The 17,811-nt window shown below is 47.2% G+C and carries 16 protein-coding genes; 9 read left to right on the top strand and 7 right to left on the bottom strand.

The annotated features are described in order from the left end of the window. The first annotated feature begins 13 nt into the window (after window positions 1–13). Genes tuf through H0Z19_RS00950 form a run of 4 tightly spaced genes read left to right on the top strand, consistent with a single transcriptional unit; the run spans window position 14 to window position 3,087 of the window. On the top strand, window positions 14–1,285 hold the full coding sequence (gene tuf, locus H0Z19_RS00935; RefSeq protein ID WP_290722902.1) for a translation elongation factor EF-1 subunit alpha: 1,272 nt from the start codon (window positions 14–16) through the stop codon (window positions 1,283–1,285). A gap of 21 nt (window positions 1,286–1,306) precedes the next feature. Then, a complete protein-coding gene (gene rpsJ, locus H0Z19_RS00940) occupies window positions 1,307–1,627 on the top strand; it encodes a 30S ribosomal protein S10 (protein WP_290722904.1) in 321 nt (106 codons plus the stop codon). Continuing rightward, window positions 1,628–2,545 carry a ribonuclease Z gene (gene rnz, locus H0Z19_RS00945; RefSeq protein ID WP_290722906.1) on the top strand — a complete coding sequence of 306 codons (918 nt, stop codon included), beginning with the start codon at window positions 1,628–1,630 and terminating at the stop codon, window positions 2,543–2,545. It abuts the gene before it with no gap. 44 nt (window positions 2,546–2,589) lie between these two features. Then, a complete protein-coding gene (locus H0Z19_RS00950; protein ID WP_290722909.1) occupies window positions 2,590–3,087 on the top strand; it encodes a hypothetical protein in 498 nt (165 codons plus the stop codon). Between the two features lie 86 nt (window positions 3,088–3,173). Here H0Z19_RS00950 and H0Z19_RS00955 read toward each other — a convergent pair whose 3' ends face one another. Beyond that, the gene (locus tag H0Z19_RS00955; protein WP_365892167.1) at window positions 3,174–4,256 is read right to left on the bottom strand and encodes a DNA topoisomerase IV subunit A; all 1,083 of its coding nucleotides are present in this window, start codon (window positions 4,254–4,256) and stop codon (window positions 3,174–3,176) included. Between the two features lie 51 nt (window positions 4,257–4,307). Between H0Z19_RS00955 and H0Z19_RS00960 the strand changes: the two genes are divergently transcribed. From H0Z19_RS00960 to rpiA, 3 genes are read left to right on the top strand one after another with little or no spacing between them, the layout of a single operon-like run. Then, window positions 4,308–4,652, top strand: a complete 345-nt coding sequence (locus tag H0Z19_RS00960; protein WP_290722915.1) for a hypothetical protein — start codon at window positions 4,308–4,310, stop codon at window positions 4,650–4,652. Then, a complete protein-coding gene (surE, locus tag H0Z19_RS00965; RefSeq protein WP_290722916.1) occupies window positions 4,649–5,434 on the top strand; it encodes a 5'/3'-nucleotidase SurE in 786 nt (261 codons plus the stop codon). The genes H0Z19_RS00960 and surE overlap by 4 nt, the downstream gene beginning before the upstream one ends. Beyond that, the gene (gene rpiA, locus H0Z19_RS00970) at window positions 5,412–6,089 is read left to right on the top strand and encodes a ribose 5-phosphate isomerase A (RefSeq protein WP_290722919.1); all 678 of its coding nucleotides are present in this window, start codon (window positions 5,412–5,414) and stop codon (window positions 6,087–6,089) included. Before surE ends, rpiA begins: the two co-directional genes overlap by 23 nt. Before the next feature lies 1 nt (window position 6,090). Here rpiA and H0Z19_RS00975 read toward each other — a convergent pair whose 3' ends face one another. The 4 genes from H0Z19_RS00975 to glnA all read right to left on the bottom strand — a co-directional run bounded on the left by H0Z19_RS00975 (window position 6,091) and on the right by glnA (window position 13,039). Beyond that, entirely contained in the window at window positions 6,091–7,149 is a 1,059-nt protein-coding gene (locus H0Z19_RS00975; protein WP_290722921.1) for a hypothetical protein, read from the bottom strand. Next, window positions 7,131–8,321 (bottom strand): hypothetical protein, encoded by a 1,191-nt coding sequence (locus tag H0Z19_RS00980; RefSeq protein ID WP_290722924.1) that lies wholly within the window; start codon window positions 8,319–8,321, stop codon window positions 7,131–7,133. Before H0Z19_RS00980 ends, H0Z19_RS00975 begins: the two co-directional genes overlap by 19 nt. A gap of 66 nt (window positions 8,322–8,387) precedes the next feature. Next, the gene (locus H0Z19_RS00985) at window positions 8,388–11,294 is read right to left on the bottom strand and encodes a PGF-CTERM sorting domain-containing protein (protein ID WP_290722927.1); all 2,907 of its coding nucleotides are present in this window, start codon (window positions 11,292–11,294) and stop codon (window positions 8,388–8,390) included. Between the two features lie 296 nt (window positions 11,295–11,590). Then, window positions 11,591–13,039, bottom strand: coding sequence for a type I glutamate--ammonia ligase (gene glnA / locus H0Z19_RS00990; protein ID WP_290722930.1), 1,449 nt, complete (start codon window positions 13,037–13,039; stop codon window positions 11,591–11,593). A 241-nt stretch (window positions 13,040–13,280) separates the two neighbouring features. Between glnA and H0Z19_RS00995 the strand changes: the two genes are divergently transcribed. Continuing rightward, window positions 13,281–14,867, top strand: a complete 1,587-nt coding sequence (locus tag H0Z19_RS00995; RefSeq protein ID WP_290722932.1) for a glutamate synthase-related protein — start codon at window positions 13,281–13,283, stop codon at window positions 14,865–14,867. Window positions 14,868–15,037: 170 nt separating this feature from the next. Here H0Z19_RS00995 and H0Z19_RS01000 read toward each other — a convergent pair whose 3' ends face one another. After that, window positions 15,038–16,117 (bottom strand): tetratricopeptide repeat protein, encoded by a 1,080-nt coding sequence (locus tag H0Z19_RS01000; RefSeq protein ID WP_290722934.1) that lies wholly within the window; start codon window positions 16,115–16,117, stop codon window positions 15,038–15,040. After that, on the bottom strand, window positions 16,107–16,262 hold the full coding sequence (locus tag H0Z19_RS01005; protein ID WP_290722936.1) for a hypothetical protein: 156 nt from the start codon (window positions 16,260–16,262) through the stop codon (window positions 16,107–16,109). The genes H0Z19_RS01000 and H0Z19_RS01005 overlap by 11 nt, the downstream gene beginning before the upstream one ends. Window positions 16,263–16,339: 77 nt before the next feature. On the opposite strand from H0Z19_RS01005, the gene H0Z19_RS01010 reads away from it, so the two are divergent. After that, complete coding sequence (locus H0Z19_RS01010) at window positions 16,340–17,809, top strand: 2-isopropylmalate synthase (protein WP_290722939.1); 1,470 nt, start codon at window positions 16,340–16,342, stop codon at window positions 17,807–17,809. The last annotated feature ends 2 nt before the right edge of the window (window positions 17,810–17,811 follow it).

Raw genomic sequence — 17,811 nt, forward strand, 5'->3', positions numbered from 1 at the left:
GGAGGAGATGGGTATGGCTAAGGAAAAGGAGCACATTAATGTTGCCTTCATAGGGCATGTGGACCACGGAAAGAGCACTCTGATTGGAAGGCTGCTTTACGAAACTGGTGAGATTCCGGAGCACATAATTGAGAAAATGAGGAAAGAAGCTCAGGAGAAGGGCAAAGCTACATTCGAGTTCGCATGGGTCATGGACAGACTGAAGGAGGAGAGGGAGAGAGGAGTTACCATCGATGTAGCCCACAGAAAGTTCGAGACTGAGAAGTACTACATCACCATTGTCGACTGCCCCGGTCACAGGGACTTTATCAAGAACATGATTACTGGAGCTTCCCAAGCTGATGCAGCGGTTCTCGTCATGGATGTTGTTGAAAAGGTCCAGCCACAGACCAGGGAGCACATATTCCTTGCAAGAACTCTCGGTATAAACCAGCTGATCGTGGCAATTAACAAGATGGACAGAGTTAACTACGACCAGAAGGAGTACGAGGCAGCTAAGGAGGCAGTAAGCAAGCTGCTCAAGATGGTGGGTTACAAGGTCGATGAGATTCCGTTCATTCCAGTCTCAGCATACTACGGAGACAACGTCGCCAAGAAGAGCGACAAGACTCCGTGGTACAACGGACCGACTCTGATGGAGGCGTTCGACCTTCTCAAGCCGCCGGAGAAGCTCGTGGACAAGCCGCTCAGAATCCCCATCCAGGATGTCTACTCGATCAGCGGTGTTGGTACGGTGCCTGTGGGGAGAGTTGAGAGCGGTGTGCTGAGAGTTGGAGACAAGGTCGTGTTTGAGCCTGCTGGTGTGAGCGGTGAAGTCAAGAGCATCGAAATGCACCACGAGCCAATTCAGGAAGCGTATCCAGGAGACAACATCGGTTTCAACGTTAGAGGTGTGAGCAAGAAGGACATCAGAAGAGGAGATGTCGCAGGACATCCGGACAACCCGCCAACCGTGGTTAAGGACTTCACAGCCCAGCTCGTCGTTCTGCAGCACCCAACTGCAATTACAGTAGGTTACACTCCAGTTGTGCATGCGCACACGGCACAGATCGCCTGCAGGTTCGTTGAGCTCCAGAAGAAGATCGACCCAAGGACTGGTCAGGTTAAGGAAGAGAACCCGCAGTTCCTTAAGACTGGAGACGCTGCAATCGTGAAGCTTGAGCCAACAAGACCGATGGTCATCGAGAAGGTCAAGGACATTCCACCGATGGGCAGGTTCGCTATCAGAGACATGGGTATGACCATTGGAGCCGGAATGGTTCTCGATCTTACCCCAAGAAAATAACCTTATTTTTTTGGTGGTCTAATGCCGATAAAAGGTCCTAAGGCAAGAATCAAGCTCTCTGGTCTGAATCCAAAGGAACTGGATAGAATCTGCAGCCAGATCAAGGAGATCGCAAACAAGACTGGTGTTGAGCTGAGCGGGCCGGTACCTCTCCCCACAAGGAGGATGGTCGTTCCAGTGAGGAAGGCCCCGGACGGAGAGGGCAGTGAAACCTGGGATCACTGGGAAATGAGGGTTCACAAGAGGCTCATAGACATTTCAGCGGACGAAAGAGCGTTGAGGCAGATAATGAGAATTCAGGTTCCGAGAGACGTGAACATTGAAATCGTCCTCGAATCCTGAATGTTATTTAAAATCACTTTTCTTGGAACTTCCGGCACTATTCCAAGCGTGGAGAGGAATTCCCCCGCTATTTTTGTCCAATTTGGCGGGCAGAGAATGCTTTTTGATTGTGGCGAGGGGACGCAGAGACAGATGATGATAGCCAAAACCGGCTTTCGTAACCTCGACAACATTTTCATAACTCACCTACACACTGACCACTTCATCGGCATTTTTGGACTGATTGAGACGATGTCCTTGAATGAGAGAACCAAAGACCTCAACGTTTACTCTCCAAGGGCTGACGTGCTGAAAGCGCTTTTCGATGCTTTCGGATACGACCAGCTCAACTACGATGTGAAGGTGAGGGAGCTGAAAGACGGGGATGAGGTAAAGTTTGACGACTTCAAAGTTGTTGCATTCAAAACGGAGCACATAGTCAAGAGCGTTGGATATGCAATCATAGAGAACGACAGAAGAGGGAAGTTCAACAGAGAAAAAGCGGAGAGAGAGCTTGGAATCCCCCCAGGGCCGCTTTACGCAAAGCTTGCAAGGGGAGAGGAGATAGTCTGGAAAGGAAAGGTGATAACACCGGATATGGTTCTCGGTGAAGTTAGAAGGGGGAGGAAGGTTGTATACACCGGTGACACGAGGCCAACTGAAAGAACGGTTGAAATTGCAAGGGATGCAGATCTGCTCATCCATGACGCCTCCTTTAAGGAAGAGTTGAAGGAGTGGGCAATAGAGAGCGGTCACTCAACTGCGAGAGAGGCGGCAGAGGTTGCAAAAGCTGCGAACGTTAAAAAACTCATTCTCACACACATAAGCACTCGCTATTCAAAGGATGCTACTCCCTTACTTGAAGAGGCCAAGGAAGTTTTTAGTAACACAATAATAGCAAGTGACTTTCTTAGTATTGAAGTAAATTACAAAAGATAACAAATTATATATAACTCTTTACCGCATGGTAGCCCGGTGATTTGATGAGAAAATTGTATGCCATACTGGTCCTAATTGCACTCGCATTGGTTCTGGGCGGGTGCTCCGGGCAGAATGAGAGTCCAGCAGCAACCACAACTCCGACTGAGAGTGTACAGGAAGAACAGCAAGAACAGCAAGAGGGAGGAAATCCATACTACACTACCAGCGAGGCACCTCTCAGTGGAGATGCCAAAGAACTTGACGAGATGGTAAGGCCCATTCTGAATGACATTTTCGGAGGGGCGAAGGCGGAGTCTTTCTTGTCTGGATCTTCCGATTCTGGTATGGGTGTTTCCATACTTTACGTGTTGAAGAGACCGGTTGAAAACAGCGATTTGGAGTCACTGAAAACAGCCATCTCCAACTTGGGGTTCAGCACCAATTACGGTGGGGTCAATGGGCAGGATTTTGGCTACGCCTTCACAAAGGATCAAACAGCACTTTTAATTGGTGGCACCATCGGAGAGCAGAGGATTCAGGTTACCCTGGGGACGGGGTAGCCAGTCCTATTGTTTTATTTTTATTTCGTCAAGTCAGTGCAAACATGCCGCCATCTATTCTCGAGAAGTTAAATTAAACCACTTAATCAGACCACGCCCAACTCCGCCAGCCTCTCTGGGAGATATACATCCGTAACATAATCCAGACCATACTTAGCCAGAGCCTGCTGCTCTGACTTCTTCTTTATCTCAAGCTGCAGGTTCACCTCCTTCTTCCAGAATTCGGAATCAAATCGAGGATCAGTAAGTATTGCGTTCAACGCCTTGATATCCTCATCCGTCAGCTTGTCCGCTGGCAGATCGTACTTTACGATGTCCGTTGGCCTTATCCCCACAAACTGAGCTGCAGGAGTTGCAAGATACTCCGAGAGGTGGGCGGACTTTATACTCCCATAAGCCACGCTCGCAAAAATCCTGTAGCTCCAGGGATCTCCATCCGTAAACACAACCACTGGCAGATTGAGCTCGGTGTTGAGCCTCCTCAACAACCTGCGAGTGCTTCTTGCCGGCTGTCCCTTCAGGTGGACTATTATCGCATTGTATTTTTCATCAAACCCGTTCTCTACAAGCCTGTCCCTCATACCGCCTGTCTCTATCGCTATCACGAACTTTGCGTCGTGGTCAACAAACTCAATCCTGTCAACGTTGACCGGAATCTGATATCCTCCCTCACCCACATCATCCTGACAGTGTATCTCCCTAACACCTCTCCTCGTCTCCTCCCTAACCCTGAGGGGCCCTATAACAGTGGCTCCATCCTCTTCAGGGCGGATGTGGAAGTGCTCCCTCTGGAAGTTCGTCAGAATTTCTAAATCCTCAACAAGCCTGTCGCTTTCAGGCTGCTCCTCGAATTTTGCCGCACCCCATCCCTCAGAGATGTAGTAAAGCTCTCTCAGGGTTGATGACTTGTTTAGGTTGAGCTGCTCCTTGAGAAAACCGATGACATAGGTCATCTTCAGGATTCTGTAAGCCCCCTTAACGGTCTTGGCAGATCTTACAGATTTTCTGTCACCGTAAACCCAAACCTCGCTCTCCTCATTAAACTCGATGTTGTGCTTAGTTCTCGTTGCGATATGAAGCTCAGGAACCTGCCCGGCTTTCATCTGATCATAAATGTTCTGCACTATACCGATCAAAGCCTGCAGGCATCTTCGCTCGATTTCTCTCATCATTCTATCATTATCGCAACGGATTTATAGGCCTTACCAACACTCTCTTTGATGCTTTACATCAACACGTTTCTCGACAGAATAGGAGAGATTATTAGAGGAGAAAGAAGCGTTGAAGAGGCAGATGAGCTTCTGGAGCAGAAAAACATCCTCGAGATGTTCAAAAAAGATTGTGAGGAGATAATCAACCTCTACAAAAGCGGAAAGGCAGAGAAAGAGGAAGTTCAGAGGAACTTTTACCTCCTCAAGACGTATGTTGTTTCTCAGCTCGCAATTCACTTCGACAGGCTCAAGGAGTTTGCAGAAAGCAAAGGTGTGAGGATTGAGAAGAGGCTTGAACCGGAAGTGATAAACGAGATTGCCCTCTACATTGACAGGATCGAAAAGGAGATATGAAGATTCTGCTCACAAACGACGATGGGCTATATTCAGCAGGGCTCAAGGCTGCATACGAGGCATTGGAGCAGCTTGGAGAGGTCTTTGTCGTAGCTCCAGCCGTACAGAGGAGTGGAGTGGGGAGAAGCCTCTCCATAATGGAGCCGATAAGGGTCTCTGAGCTGAAAATTAACGGAATGAAGATATATGCTGTGGATGGCACACCAACGGACTCGGTTATAATCGGCATGTACGAGATTATCGGCGAAATCCCCGACCTTACAGTTAGCGGGATAAACCTGGGCGAAAACCTCTCCACTGAGGCTGCAACGACGTCGGGAACTGTGGGTGCTGCTCTGGAAGCGGCAACTCACGGAAGCAGAACCATCGCAATATCGCTGCAGATGCCGGACGTCAGCAAATTCGAACTAACGAGTAAGGCGGATTTTAGCTTCGCATCCAAGGTTCTGAAAGACCTCGCAAAGCTCGTGCTCGAAAAAGGACTGCCTGAGGGCGTTGACCTGCTGAACGTTAATGTCCCCGCAAGGCCGAACGGTAAAATTGCCGTAACAAGGCTTGCGAGAAGAATGTACATTGTCAGCGTGGAGAAAAGGCTAGACCCGAGGGGCAGGGAGTACTACTGGATACATGGGGATGAAGTAGAGGACGCTGAGGAGGGGACGGATATCCACGCCCTTAGGCTCGGTTATGTTTCCGTAACCCCTCTCTCAATTGATTTAACCGCGAAAGTTGATTTTGGAAAGGTTGGAAGGTGGTTTAATGGCCTCGAATGGGAAGTATAACGCTGCAAAGCTCGCGTTAGAGCTTGTTAAAGACGGGATGGTTTTGGGGATTGGTAGTGGTTCAACAGTCGAAATATTCCTGAACCTGCTTGGGGAGAGGATAAAAAGAGAGGATATGGAGGTTTATGGAGTGCCAACTTCCTACCAGTCCTACTACGCAGCCATCAGAAACAGGGTAAGAGTTGTCGATCTGGTTGAATACGAACCAGAGTTGTGTATTGATGGAGCTGATCAGGTAGATGCTAAGATGAACTGCATTAAAGGTGGTGGAGGGGCATTGACGAGGGAGAAGATAGTTGCGAAGGCGAGTAAGAAGGTTGTGATAATCGTGGATGAGGGCAAGCTGGTTGAGAAACTTTCAATGCCCATCCCGGTTGAGGTCCTGCCCTTCGCCTACGGGTATGTGTCCAAAAAGTTGAAGGAGCTGGGAGCTGAAGTGAAACTCAGGCACGGGAGCGGCAAAGTTGGACCAGTTGTGACGGATAACGGCAACTTTGTTTTGGATTGCGATTTCGGTGTACTGGAAGATGAAGCTGTTGAGGAAACGGAAGAAAGTGTGAAGCTCATAACCGGTATTGTTGAAAGCGGTATTTTCCCCAAAAAAATGATTGACCAGGTTATAGCTGGCTCATCGAACTCTACGAGGTTTTTATAGGCTACCACTTGTCCTTTTTTCTCGAATTCATTATGACAGCTATTGCTATTGCAACTAAGGCTACTCCACCACCTGCCACGGCAACTGTGGTTAGATCAGCATCAATCAGACTTTTCTCCCTGATTGATTTCTTAAGCTCCTCGACTTCCAGCTTCAGCGAAGAAAGAGAATCCTTAATCTCGTTTATTTTTGTATCTGCAGTGGTAAACTTCCCTTCGTTAACCAGCCTCTCCACCTCATCTATTGCCTCATCAACACTGCCAATGTTTGAGTACAACTCCTCGTATCTGGCCTTAACCTCCTCATAGTTCTCGATCCTGTCTCTCTCGTTTTCGACTCTGTACTGAATGAGAATGAGTTCTTTGTTGATTTCAGTGAGCGAAGCTTTCAGCTCGTCGATTTTGGACTGGTAGGATTTCATATTGCTGCTAACGTAGCACTCCTCAACAGCATCCTCTATATCTTCCATCAATTCCTCAGCATCCCTGTACTTTTCATCATTGTAAAGCAGCTTGGCCTCCTTCAGCTTTTTCTCATCGGCACACTCTGCATCTTCAAAATTCCTTATGTCTGAGTAAAATTTCTGCTTGTTCACAACCGTAATTTCCAGTCCGATTAGCTCTTCTTCCTCAGTCTCCACTTTCAGCACCGTCAGGTTTTCAAGCCTTGAGTCGATTACCGGCACATATCCAGAAACTGTCAAAGCAATTTCATCCACACCATCATCGCTTTCAGGGACAAAAATCTTGAGTTCTGTTTCACCCCCATCGGAGCTATACTCATCCTGAGGTGAGGGGTAGAGCACTTTCTTTCCATCCCGATACTCAACGACAACTGCAAGCGCTGAGGAGTCAAGTTGGGTAAAAACATGATACTCCTGGTCGTCTGCCAGCTTGGCGTCGCTTGAGGAGTCGGGAGTTACTGTGCAGGTGAAATAGAGGTATTCTCCGCCGAAGTAGTAATCGTCGAATGTTTTGGAGCAGGAGTAGTCGAAGTCATAAGCTGAGGCTGTGGTAAATAGCAAAAGAACAGGAAGAAGAATTAACGGAGCTCGTCCCATTTTCTTCTCCCTCCTCTGAACTTTATTGCTGCCACCACCACTACTACCCCAACAATGATGCCTGCAATGATGTACAGCGGTGAAATTGGCAGTTCAATATTGAGTGATGGTAAGCTGAAGCCACCCTCCTCTGACTTCTCGTTTTCAATCTTTGTCTTAAGCTTGTCAATATTGCTCAAAAGGTCTTCAACCTGTGGTTTCAACTCCTTGAGCTTTTCGTAAGCATCAGAGTATTTTTTATCTTCTATCATCTGATTTGCATCGTCAAACTGACTCTTCAGGCTATCATACTGACTTTTCAGTTCAGCGTAGGTTTCTACATAGGCGGTGTAGTTCTTGCTGTCAGCAACTTTGTTGAGAGCGACTTCTACAACGCTCAGGTTCAGGTACGCTTTGTTGAGCATGTCCTCAACGTAATCCCTCTCAGTCTCGGCCTTTAGCTTGTTGGCCTGTGAAGCAATCTCGTCAAGCTTCTCCTCAGCCTCGCTTATCTTCTCATCCGCTTCAACATATTTTCCCTGAGACACGAGGCTTTCAGCACTCTCAAGGAGAGAGTATATCTCATCAAAATCAGACTGGTTGTACTGCACTCCTGCCGATTCCAAGTCTGACTTAAGGGAATCTGCATCTTCCCTTACCTTTTGAATGTCCTCGCTGAACTTCTGTGTGTTCACAACCTTTATTTTCAGGGGTGGGAGCGCATCTTCCTCAGCCTCTTCGACTGAAACATTGACCACATCGATACTTTCCAGTCTTTCGGAAACAGAAGGTACTGTGCCAGACAAGTTCACTTCTATGCTTCTAACACCTTTCTTCTGTTCGTTGACATAAAAATATTTGACCTCAATTTTGACTTTATCATCATTCAGAAACTCTTCGGTCTTGCTTCCGAGGTAATAGTTGACTGCTATAATCCACTTCGTACTTTCGAGAGAAGTTTCGAAGGTGTAAGTACGTGGATTATCCCTCTCACCCCCAATTAACTCCATATCGTCATCCGTATTGGGAGTTATCCTGTATGTTACAGTAACTTCGTCTCCCGGCAAATAGTAATCCTTCCCTGGTTTTATCTCGGTTTCAGGAGTGTCGAAGTTATCCTTTGTAAGGGTTTCAAGAGCTAGGGCTGGAGTAGCCAGTATGAGCAGGAGCAGTACTGCCACAATCTTCTTCATAAACAGAATACAGAACCGTAGCTTAAAAACTTTATCGTAAAATAAAAAAGGAAAAAATTTGGAGAATTACTTTCTCCTCAGCAGGTATGCTACTGCCAGCAGTCCGGCAATTGCGAACACTGCCTCGAAGCCGGGCACTCCACCGCCCTGCTGTGGTGTTGTGGTTGTAACCGCGGTGGTTGTGGTCTCTTCAACGGCTGTGGTTGTTGTAACCGCGGTGGTTGTGGTCACGGCTGTGGTTGTTGTAACCGCGGTGGTTGTCGTAGCTGGTGCGGTTTCGAGGAGTTCGACTGTCTTGATCACGAGCAAGTCATCGTGAGCAGTTTTTTCTCTAGCTAAGGACTCTGTCGGATCAAGATAATACACTTCTTTGATGTATTCTGTATCTATCTCATCTCTTGGAGTCTTAGCCGTGTCACGGACATACAACTTGTAGGTTCCTGGGCTATAACCAGCAGTCTCTATAGTAATCTCTCCGACGCCCTCTGAGTTAACTACAACCTGGAAAACATCTTCGATGTTGTTTCCGGTAAATACTACCCAAATTCCGTCATAGCCTGAGATTTGCCTGTTCGTAGTTACCTTGATCTTCAAGGTGTCTCCAACTACTGGGGTTTCTGGTTCCAACGTCACATCGAGAGTCTGCTGCACCACTTCGATCAGTTTCTGAGTTTCGGCTGAATCAACTTCTTCATACTCCTGACCTGTGTAGATGAACAGTTTAACGGTTAGCACATAGAGACCCGGAACGAGTCCTTCATCAAGGCCCTCATCGTCAGCAATTTTGTCTAAATCAAGCGTAAACGTCGCTGTATTGTTGGCATCCAAGTCATACGCTGCATCGTCATAGTCTTTGTAATCTACATTAAGTCCTTCAAAGACGTACCCAACCTTCACTTTCTGGCGGTCACCAGGTTCAACAACTACTGAGACATCTGTCTCACCGTTGTACGGGAGGACTCCTGGCACTACTATCTCCTTTACCCACGGATCCTTAACGACTATGGAGAACATCTTCTGAGCATCTGCTGCCCTATCGACATAATTTACTTGCCCATCAGTGATGTTTTCTGGTGCAACAAGATACACATAGTACGTTCCTGGATCAGCTTCTGCGTCAACATCCAATTCAAACTCTAAGTTGCCATCTTTATCTGCCATAACCTGGGCAGTATTTGGACACACGCCGTCATCAAGGTCTGCCTCTGACGCTACGTGTTCACTACCAAGATAGAAGTAGTCCTCTTCGTCAGAATAGATACACACGATTTGGTCAGGAGATGTTGTACCTGAGAATACTAAGCTGTCGCCCCTGATTACGGTCGTCTTATCAACCGTAACATCCAGTATCTGCTTGACCACCTCAACTCTCACACTTGCAGTAAGTCCCAGCCCCATAGTATCTTTTGCCTTAAACCTGTAGTCATGCAACTCTGCGTTGTAAGCTACATCAAATTTGAACTCGGCCTTACCTGTGGCGTCTACTCCCTGGGTGAACACACACTCATCCTCGCTGGAGTCATACCAGCCACCCATGTCTACACACAGATCATCTGGAGTATCGTTAGCGTATAGATCACCAAGGTCGTCCTCACTTATTGTAAGATTTACTGGAGTATTGATCTTAAAGTTCGTTTGCACTATAATCTTGAAGGAGTCACCCCTGCTCACTGTGGGTTTATCAACCGATACCGTAATTGTCCCCTCTTTCAGCTCCATTAGATCGACAATCTCATCCTCTGCAACTCCATCGCCATCCGCATCTATCCACACTTTCACTTTGTAGTAGCCAAGCTCAAGATCTCCTGGGACTTTGGTTCCAAAGCTATCTATCTTGAACTTGAATTCACCTCCCTCGTCGATGTACGCCATTATTGGACCTACCTTAAGCACATCATCCATTGTTGTGATGTTCAACCAAGCTACATTTTCAGCACCGTTTTGAGTATACTTCAGTGTGAAGTTGTCATTCTTTGTACCACTCTTTGCGAGTGTTGCCTGACCAGTAATGACCAAGTCCGTTCCTTTCACATGGGTGTCGGGTACATTCAACTGGGTTATCTCAGCCTCGACAACACTAAATACGGCTGTAGCTTCTGATCTGTTCTCATTGTGTTTGTAGTTCACGTCAATCTTCGCTACATAGACTCCCTCTGGAAGGTCCGATGCAGGAACTTTTTCTGATATAACAGCCCAGAAAGGCGCAGCGGTTGCTATCATTGCATTGCTGGAGTTTCTTGCATACTCGCCCGCCTTAATTGGCACCCACCATGTATCGTCCCCACAGGCTTCACTGAGGGTGTGGTAGCCCCCTGCTGATGCGTTACACAGCTCGATGTACCTGTCGTTTCCTGTGACGAAGACCTTTATCTCCGAGACGGCGGTCGATGTGCTCATGGACGCTTCAACCTTAACCCAGTCACCGATGGCCACTGACGATTTGTCGACCGAAATGGAAACCTCAGGTTTCCCTGCAACTGGCGGGTTAACCTTGAATCCCAGATGTGTCGGATCTCCATTGGTAACATTATGACTATACCCCGAAGTTGTGTTGTAGACAAACGGGAACACGACATAGGTTCCAGAAACATCTGGTGTAAATTCCTTATTCAGCTCAGCCCCTTCACAGTCTACCTGAACCTTCAGTAAAGCATTATCAAGTAAGTCATCGTAGGTAGCATCACCAGCCCAGAAATCAACGAAATCAGATGCCTTAACGACAACCAAGAACCTTGTTGTCTTACATGGGTCTTCTCCAGTTGATACCCACGAACCCGTTATAGTTACTGACTCACCGAGATTTATTTCATCGTCACTCAGCTTTAAATTCAGTAGATGTACTGGATCACCTACCGTTATGGGTCCATCATCCACTGTTACATTTTCTATACTCGGTGTAAGGGCCATCGCTGGAGTCACTGATATCACTAAAAGCGCCGCCATTATTACGCCTATTATTCCTAACCTTTTCATACTTCTCTACCTCCTTTTCTCACCTTTCATCTCACCTTCCACTATATAAATTCTCCCATTCTTTGGCGGCGGGAAAGCTACAGCATCAGCTAACCCGCCGCCACCGTAATTTAATGGTCACTACATATATTTAAACCTTTTGCTTATGAAAGGGGATATTGTAACAATCGATTGCTACTGAGAACAGGTTGAGGTTAAAGGAGAAGGTAGGTTTTCTGAAACCTTTCGAACTTGCTTTGAGGATTTGGATGTGGCAGAAAGGTGGACTAAAAAGCAAATTAAAAAATTAAAATCAATCAAACGTCAAAGTACTTCATGAACTCCCAGGGCGTTATGTACAGACAGTACTGGTTCCATTCATCAATTTTGAGCTCCATGAATGCATCCAAGATGTGCGAGCCGAGAACCTCGTGCATCACCTCATCGCTCGCCAGATGGTCTATCGCATCCCTCAGCGTTGTTGGAAGTTCACCAACACCCAGCTCCCTCTTCTGGGCTGGTGTTAGCTCGTAAACGTCCTCAAGCAGTGGATCGCCGGGATCGATCTTTTTCTTTATGCCATCCAGACCGGCAGCGAGCTGGGCGGTGATTGCAAGATACGGATTGCAGCTCGGATCAACGCCCCTGTACTCCACTCTTATTGCCGAAGGCTTTTTGACATACATTGGAACTCTAACAAGGGCAGACCTGTTCCTCAGACTCCAGCAGATATAAATGGGAGCCTCAAACCCTGGAACTAATCTCTTGTAGCTGTTAACCGTTGGGGCGCAGAGAGCAGTTAGAGCCTTGGCGTGCTCAAGCAGCCCTCCTATGTAGTACCTCGCCTTCTGGCTAAGCATGTACTCATCGTCTGGATCGGCAAATATTGCATCACCGCTGAATGGCTCCCCCTTCCACAGGCTTTGATGCGTATGCATCCCGCTGGCATTGTCTAAATAGAGGGGCTTGGGCATGAATGTTGCATATAGGCCATGCATTGCCGCAACATTCTTTGCTGCAAACTTGTAGAGGTAGAAGGCATCTCCAACTTCAACGAGTTGTTTTGGCTTGAAGTTCAGCTCCACCTGACCGGCAGTCGCAACCTCGTGGTGGTGGTACTCAACCTCAACACCCAACTTTTCAAGGTAGTATGAAAGTTCGTTTCTGTACTCAACTGTTGTATCCTCAGGTGGAGGCCTGAAGTAGCCCTCCTTGGGCCTTATCGTATAACCACTCTCAACTTCCGGGCTGATTGGCATGACTCTCGGCGGCCCCCAGCTGTCACCAGCACCACCATTCGGCGAGACCCACATGTCCCAGCTCAGGCGGGTGAAATCAACCCCTTCAAAAACGAAGAACTCGATTTCGGGGCCGAAGATTGCCGACATTCCCTCAGCTTTAAGCATATCCTCATATCTCTTCGCCACATAACCGCGAGGATCGCAATCGGCAATCTCATTCCCCCAGGCCTCGTAAACGTTCCCGAACATTATCGCCGACTTCTGAATCGGATCATCAGTCCACGGTATTACCTTCAGCGTCGATGCGTCCGGCATCCAGATCATGTCGCTCTTCTCTATTGTTCTGAAACCCCTGACTGAAGAACCATCAAAACCGATTCCTGTTTCAAAGGCATCTCCATCCAGAAACTCTCTTGCGGGAATCGAAAACGTCTGGAGATAACCTCTAACGTCTGTGAAAGCGCAGAGAACCTGCATAACGTTATTTTCTTTCAAAACCGATTTTACTCTCTCAAACTCATCCATTTAATCACCTTTAAGCCCTTTTTTGCTTCAAGATATATATTTTTTTGCATTATCACTTTCTCAGTCAAGAATTCTTAAATATAAGCCAGAAATATTAAGGAATTTTCAATCTCCTCTCTGTCCTACATACGTGCTAATACTAACATATACAAATAACACATAGATACACGTATTAATAGGGTAAAATTTAAATACACTTGGTGTTGAAGGGCAAAGCCGGAAGTAAAAAGGAGGTGGTGAGATGGGAAATTTAAGGACACCGAATGCAGATGAGGCGACAGGAACATTTAACCGCTCCAGGAGCGTTGTTCCATTCTCTGGACTTTGTTCAAGGTGCATTGACGGGTGCAGAGGAGGGTGTGAGGCTTGGCTCGCATCTTTCAGAGGGAGAGAAGTACTTTATCCCCAGGATTTTGGATACGTGACGGCCGGAGCAGATAAGGAGTATCCTGTTGACTACTCACATCTGAACATACAGGGATATGCAAGAGGTGCGAAGGGTCTTGAGGGTGATATTGGCCCTGACGAAGCAATTTTCACGAATGTTGACACAACCACAGAATACGGATGGGATAAGAAGGTCAAGATGAGGCTTCCAATTTTCACGGGAGCTCTGGGTTCAACCGACATTGCAAGGAGAAACTGGGAGCACTTTGCAGTAGGTGCAGCAATTTCTGGTATTACGATCGTCTGCGGTGAAAACGTCTGTGGTGTAGACCCCGAACTTGAGCTTGACTCTGAAGGGAAGGTGAAGAGATCACCGGAAATGGATAGAAGAGTGGAGATTTACAGGAAATTCTACGAAGGGTACGGTGAGCTGATAGTTCAGGCGAACGTTGAGGACACAAGACTCGGTGTTCCTGAATATCTCGCAAGCAAGCATGAGCTGGAGACCATAGAACTGAAGTGGGGGCAGGGAGCGAAGAGCATAGGTGGAGAGATAAAGGTAAAGTCTTTGGAGAGAGCTCTTGAACTGAAGAGGAGGGGCTACATAGTCCTGCCCGATCCCGAAGATCCCGCAGTTCAAAGGGCTTTTAAGGAAGGGGAAATTAAGGAGTTCGAGAGGCATTCAAGACTTGGGTTTGTGAGCAGGGAGTCCTTCCTTGAAGAGGTTGACAGGCTGAGAAGCATTGGCTTCAAGAGAATAACGCTGAAAACCGGTGCATACTCAGCAGTTGATTTAGCCCTCGCACTTAGGCTTGGATCGGAGGCAAAGCTGGACTTGGTAACCATAGACGGTGCAGGAGGAGGGACGGGAATGAGCCCATGGCCGATGATGAACGAATGGGGAATACCGACCTTCTACCTTGAATCCCTTACCTACCAATTCTGCAGGAAGCTGGACAAGAGAGGATTTAGAGTTCCCGACATTGCCATTGCTGGAGGATTCTCGACCGAAGATGGAATATTCAAGGCAATCGCAATGGGTGCTCCCTACGTGAAAGCAGTGTGTATGGGCAGGGCATTGATGATACCCGGCATGGTGGGTAAGAACATTGAGAAGTGGTTGAAGGAAGGAAATCTGCCAAAGAACGTTGCCAAATACGGAAATAGCTTGGAGGAGATATTCGTAACCTATGAAGAGCTGAAAGAAAAATACGGAAGCAGAATAAAGGAAATTCCAGCCGGAGCTATAGCAATGTACACATTCTCTCAGAAAATAAAGGTTGGACTGCAGCAGCTGATGGCGGGCAGCAGAAACTTCAAGCTTTCAACGATATCCAGAAACGACTTAATTGCTTTGACAGAAGAAGCAGCAAAGGTTTCCGGCATCCCATACGTTATGGATGCTTACAGGGAGGAGGCAGAGAGGATCTTGGAGGAGTGAGGGAATCTATTCGAGAGTCTCTAATCTTTTTTAATTTTATTTAGTAATAAAATTATCACACAGTTTTCTCGAAAATTGCATAATTACAGCAATGCAAGGATGAGTAAACCAATGGATGATTTAGAGTTATCCTTGTCAGCTCAATCTCGGAGGGAGAACTTAGACAAAAATTAAATTTTAGTTCCCGCCTTGAGCAGGTCTTCAGCTATCAGCCTGACAGTGTCCTCAACAACGCCGTCCTCGTATATGTCCTCTCCATCCAGCACAGCCTTGACCATCCTGCCAATTCTTGTGCCGAAATCAATTTCGACCTTCTGGCTTCCATAGTAGTACTTCAGAATCAGCTTTTTGAGGATGACGGCGTCTTCTCTTAACTCTGAATCTGACTCAATGACTTTGTCCAGGCAGTGCATGAAGTTCACAGACTGAAAGCCGAAATTTCTGTACGCCATGAAGCCAAGACATGCCGCCTCCATGTAGTGCTGTGCAAAATCTTCTCCCCTCTCCTCTGCTCTCCTTGCCTTGAAGTAAGCTATCTTCGCCTTTAGATCTATCGGAAGCTCTCCAAAGCTCTCAAGCCGCTCCATAACCCTTTTCAGCTCACTTTCATCCAAATACGGCAGAAGGTTCTGCAGAACCGCGGCTATGCTCAAGTCCTCTCCAACCTGCTCTAAAGCATCAAGGGCCATTTTCAGCAGCATCTCCGCCTCTCTCTTTCTCCCTCCCCTCTGATAAACCACGGCAAGATTGTTCAGAAGCATCCCCATCATTCTAACGTCTCCCTTCTCCTTTGCCATGTTGAACGCTTCAATCAGAGCTTTCTCAGCATGCTCTTTCATATCCAGCTTTGCATACATTGTTCCAAGGGCAGTCAAAATCGCCAGCTTCTGGTCGTTTTTTACATCTCCGAGAAGTTTCAGGGCATCCGTGTAGGCCTTCTCAGCCTCAGCGTACTTTCGAGAAATCTGGTAAAGATTGCCGAGATTGTATAGGCAACCAATCACGTACGGCAGAAAGCTCTCATCCTCCTCCGAAAGCTTAATGTAAAGGTTTAGAGCCTCACGGTAAGCCTCCTCAGCCTCTTTCAGCTTATGCATAGCGTAGTAAATGTTTCCTAAGGTTCCGAGAACCTTCCCCTTTTCGTGGCCATCAAGGCTCCCAGAAAGACTCTTCCCGACTTCAGCGAGTATTTCAAGCTCAGTCAAATCCTTAGCATTGTTAAATGCCTCCACAAACTCATCAGCGTTCATTCTTCTTCCCCTTTTTGAATATTTTTTCGATTTCAGAATCCATATACCTCCTCTTGTGCTCACTCCCAAGGGCTTTTCGGTAGTCAGCCCTCAACTGCTGGGAAGCGAGCTTTTCAAGAAGCTTTTCCTTCTCTTCGTCATCCATGTCAATACTCTTTCTGAAGTTCATTTAAACCTATTGGAATGCCAAAGTTTTTTTACCCAGTCGTTATCTGCAAAACCGTGCAAGTCAAAATCCTCGACACAACACTGAGAGACGGTGAGCAAACTCCCGGAGTATCGCTGAGCGTAGAGCAGAAGGTGATGATAGCCGAGGCTCTGGACAACCTTGGAGTTGACATCATCGAGGCAGGAACAGCAATTGCCTCTGAGGGCGACTTTCAGGCAATAAAGGAAATCTCGCAGAGAGGTCTGAATGCCGAAATCTGCAGCTTTGCGAGGATAAAAAAGGAAGATATAGATGCCGCAGCAGATGCCAATGCTGACTCCATCTTCATGGTTGCTCCGTCATCAGATATTCACATCAACGCCAAGTTTCCCGGCAAGAGCAAGGAGTACGTAATCGAGAAAAGCATCGAGGCAATTGAGTACGCGAAGGAGAGGGGGCTTATAGTCGAGTTCGGTGCTGAGGATGCATCAAGGGCTGATCTAAATTTCGTCATCGAGCTGTTCAAAAGGGCTCAAGAGGCTAAGGCGGACAGAATTACCTTTGCGGACACCGTGGGAGTACTCTCTCCCGAAAAGATGGAGGAGACCGTGAGAAAAATTAAGGCTGAGGTCAAATTGCCTCTCGCAATCCACTGTCACGATGACTTTGGACTCGCTACCGCAAACACCATATTCGGCATCAAAGCTGGAGCTGAGGAGTTCCACGGAACCGTAAACGGTCTCGGCGAGAGAGCCGGAAATGCGGCAATAGAGGAGGTTGTAATTGCCCTTGAATACCTCTACGGAATTAAAACTAAAATTAGGAAGGAGAAGCTGTACAACACGTCAAAGCTTGTAGAGAAGCTTTCAAGAGTTGTAGTTCCTCCAAATAAACCGATTGTGGGAGACAATGCCTTCACACACGAAAGTGGAATTCACACTTCAGCCCTTTTCAGGGATTTCAAGTCGTACGAGCCTATATCCCCAGAGGTTGTGGGGAGAAAAAGAGTCATCGTTCTCGGAAAGCACGCTGGAAGGGCAAGTGTTGAAGCGATAATGAACGAGCTCGGCTACAAAGCGACTCCAGAGCAGATGAAAGAAATTCTCGCAAGAATAAAGGAGATTGGAGACAAGGGCAAGAGAGTCACGGATGCCGACGTAAGAACGATAATTGAGACGGTGCTGCAGATAAAGAGGGAGAAGAAGGTCAAGCTCGAAGACCTAGCAATCTTCAGCGGGAAAAACGTCATGCCGATGGCAAGCGTGAAGCTCAGGATAAATGGTCAGGAGAGGATAGAGGCTGCTGTCGGTCTCGGTCCGGTTGATGCGGCGATAAACGCCATAAGAAGGGCTATAAAGGAGTTTGCAGACATAAAGCTTGTAAGCTACCACGTGGATGCCATAACGGGCGGAACCGACGCTCTCGTTGATGTGGTTGTGCAGTTGAAGAAGGATAATAAGATTGTGACGGCAAGAGGTGCGAGGACGGACATAATCATGGCATCGGTCGAGGCTTTCATTGAAGGTTTAAATATGCTCTTTTAATT

Origin of the sequence: Archaeoglobus sp. (assembly GCF_017656475.1) — an archaeon.
GTDB lineage: Archaea > Halobacteriota > Archaeoglobi > Archaeoglobales > Archaeoglobaceae > Archaeoglobus.

Excerpts from the sequence above, each read along its gene's own strand:
- tuf (WP_290722902.1), top strand. The coding sequence starts at position 14 with ATGGCTAAGGAAAAGGAGCACATTAATGTTGCCTTCATAGGGCATGTG.
- rpsJ (WP_290722904.1), top strand. The coding sequence starts at position 1,307 with ATGCCGATAAAAGGTCCTAAGGCAAGAATCAAGCTCTCTGGTCTGAAT.
- rnz (WP_290722906.1), top strand. The coding sequence starts at position 1,628 with ATGTTATTTAAAATCACTTTTCTTGGAACTTCCGGCACTATTCCAAGC.
- H0Z19_RS00950 (WP_290722909.1), top strand. The coding sequence starts at position 2,590 with ATGAGAAAATTGTATGCCATACTGGTCCTAATTGCACTCGCATTGGTT.
- H0Z19_RS00955 (WP_365892167.1), bottom strand. The coding sequence starts at position 4,256 with ATGAGAGAAATCGAGCGAAGATGCCTGCAGGCTTTGATCGGTATAGTG.
- H0Z19_RS00960 (WP_290722915.1), top strand. The coding sequence starts at position 4,308 with ATGCTTTACATCAACACGTTTCTCGACAGAATAGGAGAGATTATTAGA.
- surE (WP_290722916.1), top strand. The coding sequence starts at position 4,649 with ATGAAGATTCTGCTCACAAACGACGATGGGCTATATTCAGCAGGGCTC.
- rpiA (WP_290722919.1), top strand. The coding sequence starts at position 5,412 with ATGGCCTCGAATGGGAAGTATAACGCTGCAAAGCTCGCGTTAGAGCTT.
- H0Z19_RS00975 (WP_290722921.1), bottom strand. The coding sequence starts at position 7,149 with ATGGGACGAGCTCCGTTAATTCTTCTTCCTGTTCTTTTGCTATTTACC.
- H0Z19_RS00980 (WP_290722924.1), bottom strand. The coding sequence starts at position 8,321 with ATGAAGAAGATTGTGGCAGTACTGCTCCTGCTCATACTGGCTACTCCA.
- H0Z19_RS00985 (WP_290722927.1), bottom strand. The coding sequence starts at position 11,294 with ATGAAAAGGTTAGGAATAATAGGCGTAATAATGGCGGCGCTTTTAGTG.
- glnA (WP_290722930.1), bottom strand. The coding sequence starts at position 13,039 with ATGGATGAGTTTGAGAGAGTAAAATCGGTTTTGAAAGAAAATAACGTT.
- H0Z19_RS00995 (WP_290722932.1), top strand. The coding sequence starts at position 13,281 with ATGGGAAATTTAAGGACACCGAATGCAGATGAGGCGACAGGAACATTT.
- H0Z19_RS01000 (WP_290722934.1), bottom strand. The coding sequence starts at position 16,117 with ATGAACGCTGATGAGTTTGTGGAGGCATTTAACAATGCTAAGGATTTG.
- H0Z19_RS01005 (WP_290722936.1), bottom strand. The coding sequence starts at position 16,262 with ATGGATGACGAAGAGAAGGAAAAGCTTCTTGAAAAGCTCGCTTCCCAG.